At 40.6% G+C, this 24,321-nt stretch carries 24 protein-coding genes; 12 read left to right on the top strand and 12 right to left on the bottom strand.

What is annotated here, in order from left to right:
* Positions 1 to 21: 21 nt before the first annotated feature.
* The 3 genes from ACFFAP_RS04845 to apcB all read right to left on the bottom strand — a co-directional run bounded on the left by ACFFAP_RS04845 (position 22) and on the right by apcB (position 3,400).
* Entirely contained in the window at positions 22 to 2,199 is a 2,178-nt protein-coding gene (locus ACFFAP_RS04845; protein WP_375510159.1) for a Z1 domain-containing protein, read from the bottom strand.
* A complete protein-coding gene (locus ACFFAP_RS04850; protein WP_375510160.1) occupies positions 2,196 to 2,672 on the bottom strand; it encodes a hypothetical protein in 477 nt (158 codons plus the stop codon). The genes ACFFAP_RS04845 and ACFFAP_RS04850 overlap by 4 nt, the downstream gene beginning before the upstream one ends.
* A gap of 218 nt (positions 2,673 to 2,890) precedes the next feature.
* Positions 2,891 to 3,400, bottom strand: coding sequence for an allophycocyanin subunit beta (apcB, locus tag ACFFAP_RS04855; protein ID WP_375510161.1), 510 nt, complete (start codon positions 3,398 to 3,400; stop codon positions 2,891 to 2,893).
* A gap of 357 nt (positions 3,401 to 3,757) precedes the next feature.
* Here apcB and glnA point away from each other — a divergent pair, with 357 nt between their 5' ends.
* The gene (glnA, locus tag ACFFAP_RS04860; protein WP_375510162.1) at positions 3,758 to 5,179 is read left to right on the top strand and encodes a type I glutamate--ammonia ligase; all 1,422 of its coding nucleotides are present in this window, start codon (positions 3,758 to 3,760) and stop codon (positions 5,177 to 5,179) included.
* Between the two features lie 120 nt (positions 5,180 to 5,299).
* Here glnA and ACFFAP_RS04865 read toward each other — a convergent pair whose 3' ends face one another.
* A complete protein-coding gene (locus ACFFAP_RS04865) occupies positions 5,300 to 5,500 on the bottom strand; it encodes a hypothetical protein (RefSeq protein ID WP_100899525.1) in 201 nt (66 codons plus the stop codon).
* Between the two features lie 287 nt (positions 5,501 to 5,787).
* On the opposite strand from ACFFAP_RS04865, the gene ACFFAP_RS04870 reads away from it, so the two are divergent.
* On the top strand, positions 5,788 to 6,846 hold the full coding sequence (locus ACFFAP_RS04870; protein WP_375510163.1) for a class I SAM-dependent methyltransferase: 1,059 nt from the start codon (positions 5,788 to 5,790) through the stop codon (positions 6,844 to 6,846).
* Between the two features lie 804 nt (positions 6,847 to 7,650).
* Here the strand turns inward: ACFFAP_RS04870 and patX are convergent.
* From patX to ACFFAP_RS04890, 4 genes are all read right to left on the bottom strand, one after another.
* The gene (gene patX, locus ACFFAP_RS04875) at positions 7,651 to 7,851 is read right to left on the bottom strand and encodes a heterocyst-inhibiting protein PatX (protein ID WP_375510164.1); all 201 of its coding nucleotides are present in this window, start codon (positions 7,849 to 7,851) and stop codon (positions 7,651 to 7,653) included.
* 107 nt (positions 7,852 to 7,958) lie between these two features.
* Positions 7,959 to 9,836 (bottom strand): FAD-dependent oxidoreductase, encoded by a 1,878-nt coding sequence (locus ACFFAP_RS04880; RefSeq protein ID WP_375510165.1) that lies wholly within the window; start codon positions 9,834 to 9,836, stop codon positions 7,959 to 7,961.
* A 189-nt stretch (positions 9,837 to 10,025) separates the two neighbouring features.
* Positions 10,026 to 10,604, bottom strand: coding sequence for a hemerythrin HHE cation-binding protein (locus ACFFAP_RS04885; protein WP_375510166.1), 579 nt, complete (start codon positions 10,602 to 10,604; stop codon positions 10,026 to 10,028).
* Between the two features lie 124 nt (positions 10,605 to 10,728).
* Complete coding sequence (locus ACFFAP_RS04890) at positions 10,729 to 11,460, bottom strand: alpha/beta fold hydrolase (protein WP_375510167.1); 732 nt, start codon at positions 11,458 to 11,460, stop codon at positions 10,729 to 10,731.
* A gap of 750 nt (positions 11,461 to 12,210) precedes the next feature.
* Here ACFFAP_RS04890 and ACFFAP_RS04895 point away from each other — a divergent pair.
* Positions 12,211 to 13,152: a hypothetical protein gene (locus ACFFAP_RS04895; protein WP_375510168.1), complete on the top strand. Its 942-nt coding sequence runs from the start codon at positions 12,211 to 12,213 to the stop codon at positions 13,150 to 13,152.
* 61 nt (positions 13,153 to 13,213) lie between these two features.
* On the opposite strand, the gene ACFFAP_RS04900 is transcribed toward ACFFAP_RS04895, so the two are convergent.
* Positions 13,214 to 14,884: a dipeptide ABC transporter ATP-binding protein gene (locus ACFFAP_RS04900; RefSeq protein ID WP_375510169.1), complete on the bottom strand. Its 1,671-nt coding sequence runs from the start codon at positions 14,882 to 14,884 to the stop codon at positions 13,214 to 13,216.
* 588 nt (positions 14,885 to 15,472) lie between these two features.
* Here ACFFAP_RS04900 and ACFFAP_RS04905 point away from each other — a divergent pair.
* Positions 15,473 to 15,796, top strand: a complete 324-nt coding sequence (locus ACFFAP_RS04905) for a hypothetical protein (protein ID WP_375510170.1) — start codon at positions 15,473 to 15,475, stop codon at positions 15,794 to 15,796.
* Between the two features lie 115 nt (positions 15,797 to 15,911).
* On the opposite strand, the gene ACFFAP_RS04910 is transcribed toward ACFFAP_RS04905, so the two are convergent.
* Positions 15,912 to 16,121 carry a hypothetical protein gene (locus ACFFAP_RS04910; protein WP_375510171.1) on the bottom strand — a complete coding sequence of 70 codons (210 nt, stop codon included), beginning with the start codon at positions 16,119 to 16,121 and terminating at the stop codon, positions 15,912 to 15,914.
* A gap of 718 nt (positions 16,122 to 16,839) precedes the next feature.
* On the opposite strand from ACFFAP_RS04910, the gene ACFFAP_RS04915 reads away from it, so the two are divergent.
* Both ACFFAP_RS04915 and trxA read left to right on the top strand, forming a co-directional pair.
* Positions 16,840 to 17,151: a hypothetical protein gene (locus ACFFAP_RS04915; protein WP_375510193.1), complete on the top strand. Its 312-nt coding sequence runs from the start codon at positions 16,840 to 16,842 to the stop codon at positions 17,149 to 17,151.
* A gap of 354 nt (positions 17,152 to 17,505) precedes the next feature.
* Positions 17,506 to 17,844: a thioredoxin gene (gene trxA, locus ACFFAP_RS04920; RefSeq protein ID WP_375510172.1), complete on the top strand. Its 339-nt coding sequence runs from the start codon at positions 17,506 to 17,508 to the stop codon at positions 17,842 to 17,844.
* Between the two features lie 357 nt (positions 17,845 to 18,201).
* Here the strand turns inward: trxA and ACFFAP_RS04925 are convergent, their stop codons facing one another.
* Entirely contained in the window at positions 18,202 to 18,735 is a 534-nt protein-coding gene (locus tag ACFFAP_RS04925) for a dihydrofolate reductase family protein (RefSeq protein WP_375510173.1), read from the bottom strand.
* Between the two features lie 167 nt (positions 18,736 to 18,902).
* Positions 18,903 to 19,157 (bottom strand): TIGR03643 family protein, encoded by a 255-nt coding sequence (locus ACFFAP_RS04930; RefSeq protein ID WP_375510174.1) that lies wholly within the window; start codon positions 19,155 to 19,157, stop codon positions 18,903 to 18,905.
* 196 nt (positions 19,158 to 19,353) lie between these two features.
* Between ACFFAP_RS04930 and ACFFAP_RS04935 the strand changes: the two genes are divergently transcribed.
* The 6 genes from ACFFAP_RS04935 (at position 19,354) to ACFFAP_RS04960 (ending at position 24,228) form a co-directional block, all read left to right on the top strand.
* Positions 19,354 to 20,511: a tyrosine-type recombinase/integrase gene (locus ACFFAP_RS04935; RefSeq protein WP_375510175.1), complete on the top strand. Its 1,158-nt coding sequence runs from the start codon at positions 19,354 to 19,356 to the stop codon at positions 20,509 to 20,511.
* A gap of 44 nt (positions 20,512 to 20,555) precedes the next feature.
* Positions 20,556 to 20,756 (top strand): hypothetical protein, encoded by a 201-nt coding sequence (locus ACFFAP_RS04940; RefSeq protein ID WP_375510176.1) that lies wholly within the window; start codon positions 20,556 to 20,558, stop codon positions 20,754 to 20,756.
* Between the two features lie 298 nt (positions 20,757 to 21,054).
* A complete protein-coding gene (locus ACFFAP_RS04945; protein WP_375510177.1) occupies positions 21,055 to 22,308 on the top strand; it encodes an ATP-binding protein in 1,254 nt (417 codons plus the stop codon).
* Between the two features lie 83 nt (positions 22,309 to 22,391).
* Positions 22,392 to 22,649: a hypothetical protein gene (locus ACFFAP_RS04950; RefSeq protein ID WP_375510178.1), complete on the top strand. Its 258-nt coding sequence runs from the start codon at positions 22,392 to 22,394 to the stop codon at positions 22,647 to 22,649.
* A 136-nt stretch (positions 22,650 to 22,785) separates the two neighbouring features.
* Complete coding sequence (locus ACFFAP_RS04955) at positions 22,786 to 22,938, top strand: hypothetical protein (protein WP_375510179.1); 153 nt, start codon at positions 22,786 to 22,788, stop codon at positions 22,936 to 22,938.
* 3 nt (positions 22,939 to 22,941) lie between these two features.
* A complete protein-coding gene (locus tag ACFFAP_RS04960) occupies positions 22,942 to 24,228 on the top strand; it encodes a hypothetical protein (protein WP_375510180.1) in 1,287 nt (428 codons plus the stop codon).
* Positions 24,229 to 24,321: the final 93 nt, after the last annotated feature.

The following is a 24,321-nucleotide window of genomic DNA, read 5'->3' on the forward strand; positions in this document are numbered from 1 at the left end:
ATCGCTAATTCAAAATATCACTTATTCATCCTCATCATAATTAAACATTAAAACAAATTTTTGTTTAGGTAAAACTAACATAGGTAGATATATAGGATGACCATCCCATCCTGTATTTTTTTCTCCTTTTTGATAGCAAATAATTAAAGTTGGTACATCAGGATTTTCTTCTTTAGCTTGTTTTGACCAATTACCTGAACCAAAGCCAAATTGTGACCATTTAAAAGGCTCTTGTCTTTTCATATCTAATCCTTGTTTTTTATTTCTTTCTCCTCTACGAACATTTAAACGACCCTTTGTCATACCCTTTGATTTTATATCTGTTAATCCTTTGATAATACGTTTATCTTCCCATTTTTCCGATAGTACATAATGACTTTTTGTATGATTGAGTATTTTAATGATAAATTCTATATCAACTTCATAATATTGAGTATCGTCTTGGTAATTTATTAAAAGGCTCTCAAGTTCTTTGAAATTATCCTCGATTTCATCTTTTTTATAGGCTGGACTTTGAGGAAAAACTAATGAACCTGGTACTAATACATCAATTACTGAAAGATCTAAAACATTAGAACGAGTTGGTTTAAGATTTCCTCCTATCCAAACAGGTTGTAGTTTGATATTATGAATATCATCTCCAATTGCTTGCCGCATCGCTTCATCTGCTTCGTGAATAGAACGAAAAGCGTCTAATATATGTTCTGGTAAAAAGAGGCGAGTTACATCTTTTAATTGTGAACGATAACCATACATTCGAGCGTGTTGATGAACTGTATCCATTACTTTCTGTTTTGCATCTCGCCCATAATAAGTTACCATTAACCCATCAATTGTTACACCTCTTCCTAATCTATTACCCCCAATTAATATGTTCATGCCAGGATTATAGTTAGGCTCTTTATCAGGGTTATTTGCATTAACTATTTTAGGAATTGCACGTCTTAGTTGAATTTTTAACTCATTTATAAGTTCAATAATTGGAGGTAAATTATCAGCAGTTTTATTTAGCTCCTTGTAAGCTTGCTCTAACCATTTCCGAGCTTGTTTATTTTCTGTATCTGAACTCTTTTCTCTAATTGCTTGATCTAAATTAATTACAAATTGACTAATCACTTTTTCTAATACACTATGAATATCTTGCTTATAACAAACATGAGCAAGAAAAGAATATTTATCATTTTCTTTTCCAGAAGATAACATTTTGTAGATTGAACCTAAGAAGAAGCAACAAAGTGCAAGTCGTAATCCTTCAGGAATTATCCATTTATTCCCCGGATTTATTGTACATTTTTGTTTCTTAAGTTCATTAATTTCTCCAGCATCTACAATACAAGAGTAGTTACTTTTCTCAGCAAAAAATAACTCACCTCCCATATAACTATCTCCCGGCTCTGGTAATGCAGCACAAAATTGTGGCTTACAAGGCTGAGAGAGCTTTTGTAATAATAAACTTTGAGGAGTCGCTGTAATTTGAATATAAATATGATTAGCAACCTCTTGACGAACTTTACCTATTGTCTCAAAAATTTTACTATCATCAATCGCATCTTTTCCTTTTTTAGCTTGTTTAGATTCATTCGTATTTAAACTAGCGTTATCCGCTTCATCATCAAAAATCAAAGTAGGAACATATTTTATTTTTGCTGCTTTTAAAACCTTTAATAAATTATCTAAGTGATGACCGTTTTTTGTAGAAACTAAAACAACACCTGTATCTTTGATATAGGGTGCAACTTTAGTTTCTGCAAAACCATCGGGGTCTTTTTTCCATGCTTCCCAATCAAAGAAAACAGGGCCTGCCTGAACTTGATTATTAAAACGATTAGCCGTTTGTTTTCCTAACCATGTATTATCAGAGGTTAAAATAATAAAACAACGAAAATTATTTTCATGAGCCAGTGCTAAGGTTGCAATAGTTGTGTTAGTTTTACCACTTTGAACTCGACCATAAATAAGTCCAGTTGTCCCATTAGGAATAGGATCTTGTCCCTTATAAGGTTGGCTCACTAAACCTGTACTATTTTCCCCTACATCACCATGACCGAAATTTTCTGAATAAAATCTGACACAATTTTGTACAACTTCAATAGCCGTTTCTTTAAGTTTACTTGCTTCTTTTAATCCAATTTCTTTCTCTAATCTCTTAATTAATCTATCAATACAGTCGCCATTAGTTTTGATCTGAGTAGGTGTCATAGGTTATTTGATGTTGATAAAATTACGTCAGGCCAATTATTTTGAGGGACTGTCTGCTCTAAGGGAACTCTCCCCGTACCTTTAACATAATAACTCCCTCTTAGTTGTCTTTTGACAGAAACACGCTGCTTGGCTAAACCCTCACTAGGATCAATAATTGTCCATAGTTGTTGTTCTGATAGACAACAAACGCCATCACGATGACAAATCAATGCTATAAAGAGTTTGACATCAGGATAAGTTTGATGAAACCTTGTTAACGCATTTTCTTCCTGTAAACTGAAGCTAAATGACCAAGAAGAAGTAGGTTTTTTTGATATTTTAAATAGGATAGCTGATTCTTGATTTGAGCTTTTTATAGTATAAAGAGATGAATGAATATAAGCTAAATAACTGATAGATATATAAGATGTTCCTTTGAGGAGTCGAAGAAAAGCTGCACCATGCAGAAATTCTAGATCATTAATACTCATAGAACTATTGCCAAAAATTATTTATATCAATAATAAACATCAAAATAGCAGGTATAAAATTTTCCCAGTACTACTAATTAATTTGTCAAACAAAAAATTTTTGTATTAATAAAAGTAAACGCACCTTGCCAATCGAGCCAAAGTGCGATATTTACTAAGCCCACTTATGCGAACTTTGTTTGTATAGTTCTGCGATTTCTAGTCACTAGAAATAGATGCTAAATATCCTGTTCGCTCAACTCGCGTGTGATGTGATCAAATGGTTCATCCACAAAAGCAGTATTACCCACACCTGCTGCTGCCACTTGGTCCTTAATCAAATCCTTGAGAATCTGGATACCACGAACTGTAGGGCCAATAGGCACTCCTAAAGAATTATAAGTTTCCCGTAGCCCTTGTAGCACACGCTCATCCAAAACATTCGTGTTTCCAGCAACCAGCGCATAGGTGGCATAGCGCAGATAGTAGTCCATATCCCGCAGACAAGCTGCATAACGACGAGTTGTATAAGCATTTCCACCAGGGCGAATCAATTCTGGCAGTTCTTCAAATAACTTTAAACCAGCTTGCTTGACAAGTGCAGCTGCATTAGAGTTTATCGCCGCCGCCGCTTGTACTCGTGCTGTACCACTGTCAAAGTAAGACTTCAGGCTATCGAGCGCATTCCGGTCAAAATACCGACCAGCTAAGTCATAATTCTTAATTAAACTTGTTACCGCATCGCGCATTCCTTCTTCTCCCAATCATTACTATTTATGGTTTGATATTTATTTGGCTGCACTTATGCACCAGTAAATTTTTGTGCTATTAAAAATAGATTCGGCACAAAAACAATTTATCCACTATCTATGGATTCTATGCCAAAGTTGACCCCTATATGATGAACTTTCCAGTTTTGTACAGATGATCGCTGAAAGGTTAATATAACCTGACAATCCAGATATCTGTAACATAAGCTACAAAATCCCCTAATGTCTACTATTTAAGATATTTCTGGTGTGTCACGGCCTGATTGAGATCAGCAGGGTTAGGATGCAATGTAAGATTCTGGTTTACTTTAGGAAATTGGTAGAGAAGGAGTAACAATGACAACACCGCAAGAAGTCTTGAAGAGAATTCAAGATGAAAAAATTCAACTGATTGATCTCAAATTCATTGATACAGTAGGGACTTGGCAGCACCTCACACTGTACCAAAACCAAATCGATGAGACTGCATTCACTGATGGCGTACCTTTTGACGGTTCCAGCATTCGGGGTTGGAAAGCGATCAACGAATCGGACATGACGATGGTACTCGACCCCAACACTGCTTGGATCGACCCATTCATGGAAGTGCCAACGCTAAGTATAATTTGTAGTATTAAGGAACCCCGTACGGGTGAATGGTACAATCGTTGCCCACGCGTTATTGCCCAAAAAGCAATAGATTACCTGATTTCCACTGGTCTTGGTGACACAGCCTTCTTTGGCCCTGAAGCTGAGTTCTTTATCTTTGACAGTGCTAGGTTTGCCCAAACCGCCAACGAAGGCTACTACTTCTTAGACTCTGAAGAAGGTGCTTGGAATTCTGGTAAACATGAAAAAGGAAAACCCAACTTAGGTTATAAACCACGCTTCAAAGAAGGTTACTTCCCAGTTTCACCGACGGATTCTTTCCAAGATATCCGTACAGAGATGCTGTTGACGATGGCAGATTTAGGTGTACCCATTGAAAAGCATCACCACGAAGTTGCCACTGGTGGTCAGTGTGAACTAGGTTTCAAGTTTGGGAAGTTGATCGAAGCGGCTGACTGGTTGATGATTTACAAATATGTCATCAAAAACGTTGCCAAAAAATACGGTAAAACCGTCACCTTCATGCCAAAACCAATTTTTGGCGATAACGGTTCGGGAATGCACTGTCACCAATCCATCTGGAGAGACGGCCAACCTCTGTTCGCAGGTGATAAGTATGCTGGTTTGAGCGATATGGCATTGTACTACATTGGTGGTCTTCTCAAACACGCACCAGCGCTGTTGGCAATTACCAACCCCAGCACCAACTCATACAAGCGCCTAGTACCTGGTTATGAAGCACCAGTGAACTTGGCTTACTCCCAAGGGAACCGTTCTGCTTCTATCCGTATTCCTTTATCTGGCACTAACCCCAAAGCCAAGCGTTTAGAATTCCGTTGTCCAGATGCTACTTCTAACCCCTACTTGGCATTTGCTGCAATGCTTTGTGCTGGTCTCGATGGCATCAAAAACCAAATCCATCCTGGTGAACCCTTAGATAAGAATATCTATGAACTCTCTCCAGAAGAACTGGCAAAGGTTCCTTCAACTCCAGGTTCTTTAGAACTGGCGTTGCAAGCACTAGAAAAAGATCATGCCTTTTTGACAGAATCAGGCGTGTTCACGGAAGACTTTATCGAAAATTGGATTGACTACAAGCTAGGTAACGAAGTCAAGCAGTTACAGCTGCGCCCTCATCCCTACGAGTTTTATCTCTATTACGATGCTTAATTAAGTACCGTATCTATCTAAATATATAAGTTTTGCCACCCTCTACTCTAGGGTGGCTTTTTTTTTCAGAGTTGTCAGTTGAGACATTCACTCAAAAATCAACTTTAAAACTCTTGAAACTTAGCTCATGGAAGCATGACTTGGCCCATAAATCATCCGAGTGTTAGCATCTACCTTCCCTTGAATCGGGTTCCAGTAGTGAGATGCTTCTTCAGGAAGACCAAGTTCTTGTGCAGCCCGCATCAGCATTGATTGTTGGCGATTCTTGACTTGCTGATGTTCACGCACCATTAACGCACGAGATTTATCTGCGATAGACATAACCATAGTCCTCTTTATTTTGTTATATATTTTTTGGTTGCTCTAGAAAGTACTATAACAAAAATTCTGTAACATAAGCTACTTTTTATAAAAATTTATGTTTGGCTTTGCTGACAATATCAGGTATTTTTTCCCAAAGCTCGAAAAATCTTCCCTAATCTACCGTTGATGGCTAAAATCATCTGGCTTCAGATTTGTCTCAACTGCGAGCCTTTACCTTTCCAACAGTAGGTAATTTATTCGTTACAATTATTTACATAGAAGTTATCAAAACTTGAGCTATTTTTATGCCTGAGAGTTTAACTAAACTGACTTATCAAACCTTTCAGCAGAGCAAAAATTACTTTGGTCTGGCTCACAAAATATTAAGTTCACGGTTGAGGAACCTGGTGTATCCGACACTTGAACAAAAGACCAAACCTATCCCGAATGAGCTTTTACTCAAACTTCAACAGAGATTGAATGAGTTGCTAGAAGCAGACTGGCAAGATGCCGAAAAAGGCGTGTACCCGGAAAGTTTGCTGTTTGACAACCCTTGGGATGAGTTTTTCCGCTACTATCCTTTGGTATGGCTAGATTCCCCTAAAACGTGGGAGCGGGTTCAAAAACAGAATTACCAAGATTTTTCGCCTGAAATTGATACAGATGGTTATCCCAGCTACTACGTGCAGAACTTCCATCACCAAAGCAATGGCTACTTGAGTGATTTGTCAGCCAATTTATATGACTTACAAGTAGAAATTCTTTTTGGTGGGGCAGCTGATCCAATGCGGCGGCGGATTCTCGCTCCGCTCAAGCAAGGACTAAAAGCTTTTGATTCAGTTGCACCACGGCAAACCCGTATTTTGGATGTAGCTTGTGGAACTGGGCGGACTCTAAAGTTGATTCGGGCAGCCTTGCCTCAAGCATCTCTGTTTGGTACGGATTTGTCACCAGCTTATTTGCGTAAAGCAAATGAACTACTATCCCAAATTCCAGGAGAATTGCCGCAACTTTTACAAGCGAATGCTGAAGAGTTACCCTATCTAGATAACTATTTTCATGCTGTAACTTCTGTTTTTCTTTTCCATGAGTTACCAGCGATCGCACGTCAAAGTATCATTGAGCAATGCTTCCGGGTGACAAAACCAGGAGGAGTCTTTATTCTCTGTGACTCAATTCAGTTGAGTGATTCACCTGAGTTGGAACATATAATGGATTCTTTTCCTGAAACATTCCATGAACCCTATTACAGGAATTACACCACGGATAACTTGTTAGAACGTTTACAGAGAGTAGGCTTTGAGAATATTGAGATGCAAGTTCATTTTATGAGTAAGTATTTCATTGCTCATAAGCCAACTTGAGATAAAACCTTCTCATTTCCTTATCTTTAAATAAACTTTACCTAAAAAGGGCAAATGCAAAATTTTGCATCTGCCCTTGGATGTAGAATAATTTAAGAGGACTAAGAGGGGCTAGCAGATTCTTCTTAATGTTTATTTCGTCGGGAGCCATCTGCAAGAAGAAGGAACCAGGGGCAAGAGTAGGTCAGTTCCTTTGGGGAAGACAAAAGTCAAAAGTCAAAAATAGCAAGATTTGCTGCCAAGTGTAATAAACCTCTACTACTTGTGCAAATCTCTACTATAGATAAGCTCAGATGCAGCGCAAGAGGTTTTGTGCTTAGGCAAAGGACGCCAAACAAATGCCAAAACGAAGAGCAATTATTTCCTGATGTAGATAGCCAGCTACTCAATATATGAGAAAACCGATTTGGGAATAAAGTAAGGTGTCTGAATTAGATGTGCTTTAGATTAACTGATAGCCTAAGTAACATCTATTTCTGGAACAGTTGAGGATTGAGACGCAAAGCTTTCTATCGAATATGAGCAGTTGTGTACCTTTTGAGAAGTTGGTGATGCTGTTGATCAAGGCACTTAATTTAATTTGCATTTTGATCGCTAGGATTGACGCCAACTATATATACAAAGCTTACAGTTGAAAGACTAAGCGATCGCTGAAGATTTTCGTGTGTCAACTGTATATATATGTGCCAGAAAACCTGTGTAACCGATGTTAGCACAACGCTGTGTTTTCTGGTACTTTGTTTGCTTTGAAAAAAAGGCATTACCCTACGGTAGTTAAACCACAACATAAATATTTTCGGATTTTTACGTCACTTCTCTACGCCCACTACCGCGATGACGTGGCGCATCATCTGAAGCTTGTTGGTCAGATGCCGCCGAGAGCCACTGTTCCGAAGCAGGCGTGGAAGGCAGCCCATAGGATAAGTGATTGACCATTGCTTGGCAGTTAGAAGCTAAGGGGCCGAACACCAGACTTGAGACTAAAAGAGAAATGGCAGCACGCATAGCAGATGTCTATTTTGGAACTCTCCACTTCACTGATACTTAGCTTTTTGATTAATATCCGGACAATTCATCAAAAAGTATTCTGCTTTACTGAAAATAAACTCTTCTTATCGTCCGTTTAAATGTTCGACTAATAACCAATGACCAAAGTGGTTCTGATGACCCCACAATGTAACTAATTTTTCGTGAGGATAAGCGCGTAATTGCTCGTCGATATGCGATCGCAAAGTCACAAGCTGCCAATTTTGCCCTTGATATGCAGCTGGTGCTGTGACAGTGAATCTGTATTCCTGCTGATCCAAGCGGTAGAAAATGCCTTGGGAACAGTTACTTTCCCGAATTAATGCCTTGCCAAAAGCAGAGTCAGGGTACTGATTCCACGATGGGCAAGGGCAATCACCACTAGCTGGATAGGCTTGTGGGTTATTTAAGTAATACAATTGCCAGTGCAGCCAATCCGAATGATTGGGTGGAAGATTAAATAAAGGAATAATTGCTGCTTTTGAGCGATTATCTTCTAATAAAGCCGTTTGCAGCGCCCTAACAGGTAAATCCCTCGGCTGGCAGTTTAACTCAACGCACATCGCTGCTGCCATCCCTGCGGCTTGACCAATGCCCATAACCACAGGTTGTAATCTAGTGGCCCCATTGGCAATGTGGGAGACAGAAATATTCTTTTCGCAAACCAAGAAACCATCTGTTGTGGCTGGAATTAGTGAACTGTAAGGAATTGTAAAAGGAGTTCCAGTCCAGCGTCCTCCCCACCGAATAGATTTAGGTTGCAGTGGGAATTGAATACCAGGATAATGATGGTCATTGGCGTAGTTACCAACTGCGATTGCTTCGCAAACGCCTGCCGTAGGATGCCCGAAGGGCTGTAGGGCGAACGCTTCTCCTATCAAAGACGCTTTGCGATGCCTGCGGCGGGCTACGCCTACGCAAAACCTCGCATCATTATATATAGATGCAACTCTACCTCCAGCGATCGGCAAAATATCTTGTTCTCGGACAGTAGTTAGCCCCACTAAGCGGCGGCTTTCCCGGTAATAGGGATGCAGTGCAAAAGCTGTAGGGGCGTGAGGAAATACTTTTTCTGCTAAACCATAACGACGACCAAGCTGATTTTGGATAAAATGGGCAAAATTTTGGCTGTGCCAGCGAGATTCTTGAATGAATTCACGTCTGGATACATCTGACTCTATCAACCGCTCTACTCCTTCGCCGTAGTCATTGCCACAGATTGGCCAATTCATCATAAACAGGCCACCAGGCAAACGTCCATAATTCAAAAATGTCTCTGCGCCATAGCCATCCCAAGCACCTGTAAACTGGGATGGATTATAGTTAGGTGCAGCCGGAATTTCTGGGGCACTCGCTTCACCAAAGTCTTGCATAATCAGTACATAAGTGGGCGCTTGCACCGGATATCTTTCAGTTAAAGAGTTAAAAGCCACTGGTGCGCTGGGTTCTCCCCACTCAGATTGCAATTCCCAACCCCATCGGTAAGGTATCTCAGCTAAAGCCAATAAATCTCCTAATTCTGTGCCGTCGAGAATAATTTTGGCTGTGACAGCAAAATCAGCAAAGCGCACACCAATAATAGAATCACCTTGGCGAAACACTTCTATTGGCACTTGTCCAGAAATCCAGTCCAGATTTGGCAATTCTTGCACCCAATCTGCAAAAATCTCTGCCCCAATCCGAGGATCGTAACTAAAAAAGCTTACCCAACTGTTATCTAATCCTCCGGGCTGTCGTTGTCGCAATTCCTGCAAAAACGCACCCCATAATCCCGTTTGAAAGGCTTCTAATTCGTTGCCATCGGGTGCGGATACTCCAGCCGAAGTCAGCATTCCTCCCAACCAAGGAAATTCACTCACCAGAATCGTTTTGGCTCCCCGTCGCGCCGCTTGGATAGCAGCCGCAGTGCCTCCAGTTCCCCCACCGACAACTAGGACATCAGCTGTATATATCAGATGAACCATCTCCTAACCTCTCTGAGTTTCCGACATATTTTCCTAAAAAAAGCGATCGCATTTCAGTTTTTATCTCAAACTGAGTGCGATCGCTGTTAGTTTCCTTAAATCACAAGGAATTATTCGGATTATTTATTAATTGCTACTTACTCAACTGAAAGTTAAGGGAGTGGTGCATTGTATTAACAGCCTACTTTTCTACTTTGTTAGACCATCAAATACACCTCTCAAAGCTGCAACAGCATCTTGAGTCCGCGCCCAAACACCTTGATCTGGGTCTTGACCTGTAAGTTCTCTTGTACCTAACACTTCTAGCACACCTTTCAACTGTTCTTGATGGGCACGATTCTCAAAGTTCACTTGATTAAGTGGCCCAATAGCTTCTTTGACATCATCACCAACCACCTGTGAAGCCTTATGGATAATTAAGCCAGTCATTACGGCTTGGTGCTTAATCCTTTCGTGAATAGAAACCTTTTGGTAAAGTGTCAGCTCATTCCCATCTATTATACGGTTTACTTGCTCGACGTACTGCTGTATTGTGTCTCTAGGCTGTGCTGAACCACCACCAAACTTTGAAATAACTCCCTCGATCACTGTGAGATTTTCTTGGTCATCTTTGAGAAAGTCATTTAGGCGCTTGCTAATTTCTTGATCGTTGCTTACGGCAGGTAGTACTTTTTGTTCATTAGCAATTAGCAACTCTTGTATAGCTTTCAAATCTGCTAGTTCTGTAGCAATGGCGCTACGCTTGGTATCATCTAAAGCTACAACCATTTCTTAGACTTTCCTGGAATAATTTAGGACATGATTAAGCTCTCACAATTGTTTGACTTGGCGCATCTTTCTTGAGATGTATTCTCATCTAATACTTAACTTTAGATATATTTTCATCTAATACTTAAAGTCGCAAACAAGCATACAGCGAATCTGACACATATATAAACTTCCAAAAGTCGAGTAGCTGTTCTGCTACAAGCTGATATTGGGAAAAGTGAAAAAAATGCCCTCCTTCTAAACAATACCAGAGGCGATCGCCCTCCTTCAAATGCGATCGCCATCCTTGTAGTGCCTCTGGTTCCACAACAATGTCGTTTAAGCTACTACAAAGCATCAAAGGTACTGAAACTGCGTTTGCCTTTATACTCACTCTCTCAAACAGAGAATGAGGAGAGAGCGAACAATCTAAGTCTTGCTCCAAAAGATGTGTCAGACTCTTGAGAGTGCATTTATCTTGATAACCAAATAAGTTGTAAACCATATCAGTTAAAAGTTTTTGGCGACTTAAAAACTGACGGTGAATATAATAATGAGCTTGCCAATCAACCGCCGCATCAACACCCACGGCTAATAGCGTCAAAGACTTAACTGTTTCAGGATAGCGACGGCTATAGAGTAGCCCTAGTAATCCTCCTGTACTATGACCAATCAGGTGAACAGGTCGATTGTAAGATTTGAGATAGTCATGAAGCAGAACAACAGCAGCATCTAGTGAACTTACTTCATCTTGACTTTGGCAATATTTCCACTCTTGAATTGTCACTTGAGATGATAAATAACAAAGCAGGGGTTGAGCAAAGTATTGCAAACTAGGGCTTGTATTTAACCAAAGAACATCCGGCAGTTTAGACATCCTGATTTTCCTGTAAATAGAATAAACTCTCAATTCACTAATTAATAATTTTTGTAACTAATAATTACAAGTTGCTATATCTGATTGCAGTTGATTTTTCCAGCCAGGCTTACCAGTGTGTCAAACCTCCTGTAAAAATTTATTGATAAAGATATTCAATATACTTGAGAAAAGCTTACAACATTAAAAAAATTATTGCAAATAATTATTGTTAGTGCTTCAATACCGTTTACTCTATGAAGTTACACAAATTTCCTTTGCCTATCGGCGTCTCCCTCTTGGTAAGGAGAGCATAGTTGCGATAGTCCCCTTTGGTAAGGGGGGACGGCATAGCCGGGAGTATATGCAGCTTTAACAAAGAAACGGTATTAGATAAATTTCTCATATCAGGAAAAATCAACTTTTTTATCTAAATATCTATATACCGCTTTTGTAAAATTCAGATAATTTAAATTTTGTACTCAGCAAGCAGAAATATTGTAGCAAAGTTGTTACTTTTAATTTATGCATCAGAGAATACAATATCGAATCCTTTAATAGCAAGATTTAAAAGAATTTTATTGCAGCTGAATATGCATATAACAATGACTTGTATTATTTAGCCTGGCTCATGAGAACTTCTTTTAAGTGCATCTGAGTAAATCAAATTTGTATATACAACTAAAGATAGAGGTTGTGACTATATATTTGGATTTAAACTTAAAATAAATCTAACTTCTATGAATTACTACTATTAAGTAAAATCAGATTATGTTTCTTAATTGTTTAAAAAAAAAGGATAAATTAAGTATAAATCAAGGTAGCTATGTCTCAAATGTTGAGATAGCACTTTTTATAGATAAAATCAAAAGTAATATCTGGCTATTTGGTATTCCATCTTGGCTTTTCGGAATAAGCGATAGAAGCATAGCTGTATTTGCTGATGGTTATTTATCTCCTATAGAAATATTTCAGCTATTTACAACCTTTTTCTTTTTTGTGAGTTGGCTATACCTCAAGCCGGAGGAAAGCTTCAATAGCAATGATTTAGGCCCTAGCCAATATCAAGAATATCTTGATCGTACTCAAGCTAATAAGCTTCAATTAAAAAAGCTCCACATGATTAGCCAGGAGTATATTTTACCGTTTCCTTATATTTGTCAAATTTATCATTTATTAAATTTAAGGCATTTGGAAACAGTTCATAGCTTTAGCCTTAATAACCTGAAAATTTTTCAAATAAGCCACTTTCAGCCTACAAATACTGGTGGAATAATCAAATTCCAAACAATATTAGACTCGCCAGCTAATGCTCTGAGAATTTGGCGTCAACCGATTGTAGAGGTGGATTTAATATTACATACTCCCTACACTGTTGAATTGAGTATCCCAGTCTACAATCACAAAAGGATATTTGTTATATTTCATGCTTTCCCGTTAAATGACTTAGAGCATCACTTTTTTATAGATATTTATAGTGATTTAGAGTGGCCAAAGCCATTATTACAAATAATATTGCATTTTGCTTCTTGTTTGACACTATTTGAAGATTTGCCGTATCTAAGAGCTTTAGCTGATAAAAATATAGGGCGTTTATTCAATTTAAGCAAAGCTCCCAATCACGAGACTGCGTTGCTGTTTAAAAGATACGTTGAGCTATATGGTTCGACTGGAGAACCAACTAGATTACTTGAGGGGAAGGAAGAGAGTTAGGAGACGCGATTAATCGCGTCTGTACAGGAGTTAGTAATTTATAACTCCTCGCTTTGTTTGGTTAAGCGCGTGCTAGTAAAGGGGCAGCAGCTAGTAAGGTTTTGGTATAAGGGTGCTGAGGATTAGCAAAAATGGTTTTTGTCAGACCAAGTTCGACAATTTTACCGCCATTCATCACGGCAATACGATCGCACAAAAATCGAGCTAACCAAAGATCGTGAGTGATGAACAGATAAGTTAACTCAAACTCTTCCTTTAATTGCAACATCAAATCCAGCACTTGCGACTGCACGCTAGCGTCTAACATACTCACTGGTTCATCGCAGATCAAAAGTTTAGGGTGAGTAATCAAAGCACGAGCGATCGCAACTCTTTGCTGTTGTCCCCCAGACAAATCTGATGAATAACGCTCATAATACACTTTTGGCGGTGTTAACCCAACTTTCTCTAGCATCCACAAAACCTGTTCTTTTGCCTTAACGGGATCGGCTAGATTGTGGATAAATAAAGGATCAGCAACACTTTGTCCCACTGTCATCGCTGGATTGAGACAAGCATGGGGATCTTGAAAAACCATTTGTATTTGTCGCCGCGAGGAGCGAATTTCTTGACGCGACAGTTTAGTTAAATCCTGTCCTAAAAACTCAACTTTGCCACTCGTAGGACGAATTAGTTGCAAAATTGTTCGTGATAGTGTACTTTTCCCACAACCGGATTCCCCAACTAAGCCGAGAATTTCTCCGGGATAAATATCTAGGTTGATACCATCTACTGCTTTAATTGTCTCTACTTGTGTGTTAAACAGTCGTTCGATAAAGTTAGGTTCTATGGTGTAGTGTTGCTTGAGTTCTGTAAGACTCAAAATTGGGGATTTCTCATTAATAATTGGTAATTGCTTTTCTGAGTCATTGGCAATTATCAATTCTCCGTTATCTTTTACTGCTTGAATATGTAAAGCTGCTTTTAAGAGCGATCGCGTGTATTCATGTTGAGGATGTCTAAATACGGTTTCTGTAGAACCCATTTCCACCATCTTACCGTTGTACATGACGCCAATGCGATCGCAATACTCAGCCACCATTGCCAAATCGTGAGAAATCAGCAACAATCCCATGTTTTCTTCACCGCACAGACGAGTTAATTCTTTCAATATCTGCGCGGAAACGGTAACATCTAAACTGGTGGTGGGTTCATCGGCAACAATTAACTTGGGGTTGAGGAGTAAAGCTAAAGCGATCGCTACCCGTTGACGCATTCCACCGCTAAACTCGTGGGGATACTGATTCCAACGACTAGCTGGAATATTCACCTTTGCCAAGGTAGCAAGTGCTTTTTCTTTGGCTTTTTGCGTTGATAATTCTGGTGAGTGCGCCTGGAGGGTTTCAATACAATGCTTACCAATCGTCATTAACGGATCGAGGCGTGTCATGGGATCTTGAAAAATTAAGGCGATCGTTTCTCCCCGAAATTTCCGCAACTGGTTAGGCATCAAGTCAAACACCGACTGTCCTTGAAATGTCACCCGTCCCTCAATCCGACTAGAGGTTGGTAGTAAACGCATTACTGCCCGTCCTATAGTTGACTTACCACAACCCGACTCTCCCACCAATCCCATTCTTTCACCTGGTTGCAAGGTGAAAGATACATCATCAACCGCCCAGGTTGCTTCTTCTCCACTGCGCCCAGGATAGGCAACTCGCAGATTTTCGATACAGAATAAGGCTTCACTCATAGTTTAGTTATCAGCCCTGAGCTACCAGTTTTTATAATTTCAAATTTAAGATAGTCTATCAGATTAGTATTAAACCTTTGTTGTGCGAACATCTTTATTGTCTTAGCGTAAGCGTAGCCTCTTTAAAAGTTGGCATCGCTTCTCCAAAAGAAACCTTGAAGCTGGATTAACCTAATGTATCTATCGGCAACCAACCCAAAGGGAGCTACGAGATCCGCCAATCTTCTATAATACTGATTTCTACTGCTTGTCTCAAGTTTTATCCGTTCATGTAAGAAGCAAGCAAGTATTTTACTATTGAGCTATTCATTCTCATCTAGCCCGCCTCAGAATGAATTCACCAGTCTAATAGCGAAAGTAGTCTAAAGACGACTGAGGAAAGGTATAGTCTGCGCTATTCGCAATCTTTGTCAGAATACCTTTCCTGTATTCTGACGACTGATGCCAATATTGCTGTTCGATAAAGCTTTAGCTGATTAATTCACCCATTTGTGGGAGGTAATTAGTAAAGCAATAAGTGTACTTTGCTTATAATCAGACCAACATAAGATGGTTTAAAATAGCATTCATGCAATAGATGTATCAATCATGTTAAACCTGATATTCACCGGATGTATAAAAATAAAACCCTTGGTGCTATCAACAGCTTTTTTACTGGCTATACAAACTTCTGCCAATGCTGAACAACCCCTTCCTAGTTTGACTCCAGCACAAGCTCAACATTTATCCCGTGACTTAGTTCCATATAACTCTCAAGAATTTTTTAGGCAAGGAAAAAATTCGATTGAGAAAGAAATTCAAATTCTTAGGCTAAGGCAACTGCGCTCAATTAAACCTGTTCTTAAGATTGATTCACTACCGCAGATAAAAAGACCACATACTCAGCAAAACCCTAATATCTTAATTAGGTAAAAATCATCATGCGTTTATGAAACCTTAGAAGCCCCAGTCATCACAATCACTATGCTCTGCTTCCAATAACAGACTTTTTGTGTTTCAATAAACTTTGCAACATAAATTTATAATCTTAATCGTCTAGTAAACTCATCAACGCTTGAACTTCAACGTCTTGCAACTCTGATAATTGACCTTGTAACTTTAATAATTCATTTTGTAATGCTTCTGCTACATGGAGCATATTAGATTCTTGTGCAATTTTTAGCTGATTTTCTTTAATCTTGATTTGTTTAAGAAAGTTATTTTCAACACGAGTTGAGTTGTAATGTTGAGCAATCATAGCTTTAGATTTTTATCAATCTACTGAATGCAATTAAATTTAGCACCTATGTATTATTCCACAGTTTCACCATTTTTTAAATATCTGGTGATTTAACAGTTATCAGTTATCAGTTGGGAGTCAGAGTCCCCCACCAATACAAGTGGTGTATTTAAGTCGGGGTTAAATCCCCGATTCAAACCGTGATAACTGATAACTGTTGACTGTTCACTGTTTTAATCTTCATTACTTGTAGTACAGCACAGCGTAAATAAACATACCCTTCGGGTTCACCAGTCGCCTGCGGAGGGAAACCCTCCCGCAGCGCTGGTTCATCATTTCAAATGGCGCAAAAGCTTGAAATACAGTTATGCGTGACTTTTGGCTTCCGCCTTGCGGTAGTAGTGTTTACGGGTATTGCAGGCTTAATTATACCATGCCCGTATTTTTAGAGGTTTTTACAAAAATGGAAATCATGATATAAGATTGGTTGACTTGAGGGGAATTTTAGATAATACATAGGACTTACGCATGAGTACCGGAAAAACCTAGACGCATACTCCTAGATCGAAACAAGCTACGCAAAGCGTCTCGTAGAGAATCGGCTTGCCGCAGGCTACCACAGAGGATACGGCTAAATAACAGTTTTAGAGAGTTTTTGCATAACTCTTCACAGATGAACTTGTCTGTTACTTCACCGAGTATTGCTAGATATTTTAAACAATTTTTTGTGAATGATATGAAATTAAAGCTTATAAAAAGAGATATTTTTACATTTATAAAAATTATATCTACAGTGCTTATAACAAGCGCGATTGGATTGGAATCATGGAATATTTATGCAGTAATAACTAATACTAATCTACCAAGCAGCCTTAATCCAATTTTTTGGATTGAGCGTTTTGCCATGACTAGCCATTTTATGGAAAGCATTATAGCAGCTTTTTATGCACCTTCAAGAAAAAAGATGCCAATAAAATATGCTACTTATACTTTTTTCGTAGGCACAATTGGGTTGTTAGAACTGTTTGATCCAGAGAATGACTCTTGACGCCTCTACGCCTTAAGGTATGGGTTTTTGGATTAGGTCGGTTGGTAGGGTGGATTAACGCACCCTACGTAAGAAAGTTGTAGGTTATTAAATCCACGCTACTAAGTAAAACGGCGTAAATAATTAAAGGTTTGTAGTAAGGACTTTAGTCCTAAAAGAAGGACTGAAATCCTTACTACGAACTCGATTCCAATAATTTTACATTACTTAACATAGTTCGATTGAACTTAAGCAAAAATCAGCTGTGGAGGTTCACCAATGTAGGTAACTAGTGAATCTGACAGGCAGAAGGGAGTATAGTTTGTATAGTTAGCTTTTTGCTGAAATTTTAGTTTGACACTAAAGGATTAAAAAATGTCTACAGATACTCACATAGTTGCTTACGTTCAAGAAAGTGAATTTGATACTGTTTTAAATGGAAGTGAAGAGAAAGTTGTTGTTGTTGATTTTACTGCTACATGGTGTGGCCCCTGTCGCTTGGTCAGTCCGTTAATGGATCAACTTGCGGAGGAATACAAAGGTCGCGCCAAAGTCGTTAAGGTAGACGTTGACAGCAACAAGCCAATTTTCAAAAGATTCGGTCTTCGCAGTATTCCAGCAGTTTTAATGTTTAAAGATGGTGTTTTAGCAGAAACTCTCGTAGGAGTTTCACCTTACGAGGACTTCAGCAACGCTGTTCAGAAGCTTCTTTAGCTAATTGGTAATTCGTAATTGGTAATGAGGCTCGATAGCGCAGCGTTAGCGACGCAGGAGCGTCTGACTTGCTCTAAGCGTTGCCATGCCGTACCACTTGCCTACGGCACGCTCCGCGAACGTGGAAGCAAGCTAGCAAGAGCGTCTCGAGTGCGAGTGCGTCTCCCCCTTGGCACAAGAGAAGGCTTTACGCTGCGCTAACGTAATTCGTAATTAAAAAGGGTTTGATATCAAGTCCAGCTAATCATATATCATTAAAATTTACTCACGTCAATCATAATGATAAGTGTTAAACTGAACATGATATGATTCCACTGCCTAATGATGGCAGTCGCGTAATCATGAATTATGAATTTTTTAAACCTTTTGTTTTCGCCTATAATGTACTTGAAGTAAGTCGGTAGAATATTGTTTTGAGCTAATCAGTTCCAATTCTTCTTCAGGGCTAGGCGGTGGGAAAAGCTGTATACCGCCACCTAAGATAATTGGAATAGTTGAAATAATATATTCGTCAATCAAGCTGTGCTGAAGAAACGAATTGATTAATGCTCCACCACCAACTAACCAGATGTTTTCATAACCTTGAGCCTCTATATTTGCTAAGGCAGGCTTTACTGTGTCAGAAACAAATATAATGTCCTCACGGTCAGATTGGAGAGGGCGCTGGGTGAAAACGAAGGATTTTTTTTCTGGATAAGGCCATTCATCAAAACCAAGCCCTACTTCATAGGTTTTGCTACCTAACACAATAGCATCAATCGATTCGTAGAAAGCTGTGTAACCGTAGTCTTCACCTTCTATATCAAGGATTGATAGCCAATCAATTCCGCCATGACTGCGAGCGATGTAGCCATCCAAACTAGCTGCAATGTAGAGTGTAACTTTCGTCATTGTGCTTCTGATTTTGATAGTTTTCACTCAATTGATGCTTCGCGATGCCTGCGACAGGGCGAAGCGCGATCGCGGGCTTATTTGTTCTACAGCACTTTAGCCTTTGATGGTTCTGGACGATATTTTAATTGAACATATCACAAAAGAGCGATCGCTCTCCCACTTACTTACGTTTTTTGATTGTGCGATTTAAACCGACCTGCAATAAATTCTCGCTTAGATAAATGCTTTGTATCGCGTTTGGTGACTCGCTCTCGCCACATCTGGAAACTAGATTCTTTCATTTCGCGCCTCATTAGGGCGATTACCTGTTTCTCTAGCAGCCCAAACTGAGCCTCAATAGCATCAAAAGATGTTCTATCTTCCCATGCCATTTCAATGATGCGATCGATGGTTTGTGAATCGAGGTCAGGTAGCTTCATTTTTTTCTGGCAATTGATAAATTAGAGCTATATATATTTTACTTTTCGTTTTGAAGAACCGTTGTGTCTGCTGCACCTAGTTGTAGGGCATAAAGATTGGCATATTCGGCACAGTAAGCTTTGGGTGTCTGTGTGCCTCATGAGAAGTAGTCACCAGCCTATCAGTTAACCCCAGTTATCGCGGAATGGCTACTCAATGGCTACTGAAGTGGGCATAGAAAACAAAGCAGGTAAGCTAAGGCTGAGATTACCGAGAGCTATCGCCGTCGGAAGCTCACGCTACATTAGCACAGGTTTGGGCGCAACACCAGAAAACCTTAAGAAGGCGCAGGTAGTCTCTTGGCAGATAGAAGAAGATATTAAGACAGGGCAGCTAGACCCTACTTTAGAGCGATACAAACAACAGTTTAGACCCAAGACAGTTGTAGTAACACAAAAGCAAACACCTGACCTGATAGAGCTTTGGTTTGGGTATGCCGAGTACAAAAGACACCAGTTAGCTGAGACAACCTACAGAAAAGATTACTTACGAAAGTTTCCCTACCACCTGCGAAAGCTACCAACCAGAAACTTAACTGAAGCCATCGTAATCAGAGACTACTTACTTCTAAACTTGAGCGCGGCTACAGCAAAGAAAGTACTCAGAAGTTTAGCAGCGTGTTGTGCATGGGCTGTGAAGTCTGGGATAATAACTGTTAATCCTTTTGCTGGCATGGCTGCTGATGTGAGACAACCTAAGCACCAGAGAGCCATAGACCCATTCACCTCAGAAGAACGCACTGCAATCTTAGAAGCTTTTCGCCAACGCAAGCCCCACTACTTATCTTTTGTTCAGTTTTTGTTTCTCACTGGTTGTCGCACAGGTGAAGCTATCGCCCTCCAGTGGAAGCACATCAACTCAGCTTGCACGCAGATTACTTTTTGTGAGTCTTACGATGGTGAGCTTAAGCTTAGGAAGATTACAAAGACTGGCGTAAGTAGGCGTTTTCCTTGTAATCAACAGTTGTCCAGCCTGCTCTTGTCTATTCGACCAACTAACCCAAGTTCTGATTCTCTGGTGTTTACCTCGCCTACAGGTCTGCCAGTGCATAACAGCGAGTTTACAAATAAAGTATGGAAAGGGCGAAAGGATGGTCAGAAGTTTTACAGAGGTATAGTTACAACTTTAGTAGACGAAGGCAAAGTACAGCGCTATCGTTGTCTCTACAACACTCGCCACACATTCATTAGCGAGTGCATAGAGGCTGGCGTACCTATTCCTCAGATAGCTAGGTGGGTTGGCAACAGCCCAGAGATAATCATGAGACATTACGCAGGTTGTGTAAGTAGCTTAGAAGTTCCCAATCTCTTGTAAGCAGGGTAAACTTTGGAGTGCAACAACAGTAAGGAGAGTGATAAGTGAGCAGAAACACCACTCAGCTTTTATGGTCAGCATCCGTAAGCTTAGAAGTGTATCGTCAGCAATTACCTAAAGATTGCGCCGAATACAGGAGTGTGTCTAAAACCTTACGCTGCCTCAACAAAGCTAAGGTTTTCTACAGCTTCACAAGAAAGGGGCAAGAGGAAGAGGAAGACCTACAGCTAACACAAGTGCCTTAGATTTGGGTTAAGTGTCCTTAGCATGGGACAGCAGCAAGAGAAAGGGGCGTTAATCTAAGGTACTCGCCACAAGTTCTCTTAAGATTGCTAGTGGCTCGTGAGTGCAGCGAACACTAAAGCGGGTAGGTATGAATACTCAAAGGTAATCATTCCACTGTAGGAACTTAAGCCCAAACAACGCAGCAGTAAACCTTTGGGTACTTTTGTGGCGCTAATGTGTGGACATTTACCCCTGTTTTCGTTGGCTCATGTGGACTGAAAAACTATAGTATGGCGTAGTGTTGGGAGGGCTGTAGTTATGCAAAGTGAACGCAGTGAATATCCAGTAAGCTTCGTAAGAACACTTTTGAGACTACAGCAAAGCACTAAGGCAGGTGTATTGGGCTTAGGTGTGGCTAGTCTTTTGCTATTGCCCACAGTAGGACTACAGAATAAGGGCGTAGGTAGGCTGTCTGCTGCTGTAGCTGGGCTTGCTTGCAGCTTAGTGGGCTTTAGATTGGCGCAAGATGACAGCACACTCTCAGCCATCTCTGAAGACTTAGGCATCATAGACCGTAAGCAGTCGATAGCATGGTATAACGGGCTGCTGTCAAGGAAGCAAACACTTACAGTAGAAAACATTAAACCTGTAGAAGCTGACATAATCTCTGATGTGGTGAGCTATTGGCAGGCAGAAGATAAGCACCTACTCATTGTGGGCGGCACTGGCGCAGGTAAGAGTACTTTTGTGCAGGCTTTTGCATCAGTGTTGGGCTACAGTTGGCACTACAAAATATATGACAATGACTGCACTGTAGATGACTGGCTTTACTTGCGCTCTCTTTCTAGCTGTTCTTTGTTTGAGAGCTACAGCAGCATAGGTGAGCAGATGCAGGCGGATTTAAACGCCATAGAAGACCTAACACAGGAGAGGAAACAGGCTGGTAATAGGTGGCAACCCAAGTATTACCTTACTGTGGCTGAAGAAATGCCAGCTTTGGTTGATGAGATAGACTGCGCTCGTGATTGGATAGCAAAGCAAGCTAAGAGAGGGCGTAGGGTTAAACGCTTCGTTGCTGTGGTGGCGCAGAATGACACAGTAAAGAACTTGGGTTTAGAGGGCGACAGCAGCTTAAGAGATAGTTGCTTTGTGCGCGTTTACTTAGGTCAGAGTGCAATAGATAGGGCGCAATTGCTTAAGAACACCTCACTAGTTGACTGGCTAGAGCGAGGCGGTAAGCAGGTGTGTCTGGTAGATGATAAGCCAGCCCTACGCCCTACCTCTGTCCAAACACATTTACTACCGACTTCCCAGTTCAACCCAAGTTCAGAGGTAGAAACGGCTGAAATCCCTACAGAGAGCCAGTGTTCAGACGTTCAGAGCGTTCAACAGATGCTAGAAAACTCACCTTTGACTGGTGTTTACGTGACTTTTGAACAAGTGAACGCCCTAAGAGAACTCTACCAAAGTGGCTGGAGTATAGCAGCCATATTAGAAGGCAAGCTTGGGCAGAAGAGGGGCGGAAGCTGGCAGAAGAAGAAAGACTGGCTTGAGCTTTTACTTTGCTCTTGATTGTGTCAACCAAGTGAGGCGTGAGTGTAGCGAACATGAGGATAGCTTCACCAGTTAACTTAAGCCAGCTATCGAGGTGAAACATGGGCAGTCTAAAGACAACCTGGGGCGGCGATCGCAGAAGTAAATACAAAGGACAGAAGACTAAGACCTTCCGCATTCCAGAGAACATGGATGGTGATGCTCTGGTGAGTCTAAGAGATGACCTCGAATCTGTAGTGAGCGCTTGGGAAACTGAGGCTAATTCACCAGAGCATAAGACTAGCCCAAGGTATGACGCTTGCAAACGCTTGCTAGAGGAGCTTAGAGGGCTATTGGAAGGAACACAGCATGAGTGTTAGCTGAGGTTCGGCAATCACTACTAAAAGTGTAGGGCTGTGGTTCGGTCAAGTCCTCAAAATCCTATCCACATATTCATAAGTAGGGACGGATAAACGTCTGTCCTGAGTTAACTAAACACAAGTAAGGAGGCTTTAGATGAGTAGACGACGTAAGTATGGGGCATCAGCAGAGATTTACTTTGAGAGTCAAGAACAAATAGAAAGCTTTAGAGCTACAGCAGCTAAACAGGGGATTTCACTTAGCGCTTACATTCGGCAATTGTTATTAAACAGCAGCGAGGCAAACTAACTTATGACAGGACTACTTACTATAAAAGACTACTCACAAGCCACTGACAAGAAGACAAGTACAATCTACAGCCGTCTCAAGAAAGCACCCTCTCACTGGGTTTTACAGGCTCTAGGTAAGCGCACTCTCAAGTTTCTCACCCAAGCTTATATAGATAAGTGGGGCGCTAAGGACAACTTTCAAGAAGACTGGCGCACAACCAGAGAACTACAACAACTAAAGAGTACAGCAACCTTCATCAACTTCTGCGTAGGGAATACTTCTGAAGCTGACATAGAGCGCTACTACTTAGAGAGCCTACACAAGCGAGTTCATGAAGAATGGAGCTTAGAACGCTGTAAAGAAGAGTATGGAGATGACTATGGACAACTGACTGAGGTAGAACTACGGCAAGCAGTGTTTAACCAACTCAACGGCGGCTACACTCTTCCAATGCCTAATGCCCAATCTTCTTTACCTGTCACCAGCACTGACTATAGCGTGTTCAGTTTTACTCATGAAGCGTTTGAACAGAGATTTGAAGACTTGGGTGTTCACTGCGTTCACGAGCCAGCAGAGACAACTATAGATATAGTGGCTGAGACTTTACCACTAAACTACGAGACGGCTGTAGAACAGGCTAAAGCTAAAGGCAAGAAACCACCAACCAGAGAAACATTCTACTTTCAGCAAGAAGCACAAGAGCAGGCTGCTATAGAAAGCGCCGTCTCTGGGCAGAAGGTCAAACCTAAGAGCAAGGCACAGATGCAGCGAGAGTATAAGGCACAGATGGACGCTGCACAGGCTGTAGTAGACGCTGTAGATTACTCTCAGTACACTACTTCTGACTTCCTTACTTGGATTGATGACACAGAAGACTTCATGCAGCTACAGATGATTGACTCTAAGGCTATGAACACTTACGTCAAGCAGTGCATCAGAGAGGACATCAAGCTACGTGAGACTGAATACCCAACCGTAAAGAAGTACGCAGAAGCTAGAACAAAAGAAATGCAGACTACTGAACAAGTAATAGGTGGGCTTGTTGTTGAGCTAAGGGCTGATGAAAGCTTCAGAGTTCGCATCCAGCCTGGTATTTACTCTCGCCGATACACCACTGAAGACATTGAACAAATAACAAAAGACTTCCCAACATTAGCCGAAGCGCTGGTGATGGAAGGCTACAGAGCGCTACCACGAGTGAAGCTTGGCGATGAAACCATAGTTAACCTCAACGGTAATCCAGTGAGAGAACACAACGGCATGGTGTATCTGGATGACGTGCTGCACTTGTTCACTGAGGAGGACTAGAGACAGCCTAAGACGACACAAAATCAAAAGCCAGCTAAGGCGGCAACCAAAGCTGGCTCTCATTCAAAAACACATAATCAGGAGCTAGGAGCG

This window comes from uncultured Nostoc sp. (assembly GCF_964245575.1).
Lineage (GTDB): Bacteria > Cyanobacteriota > Cyanobacteriia > Cyanobacteriales > Nostocaceae > Nostoc.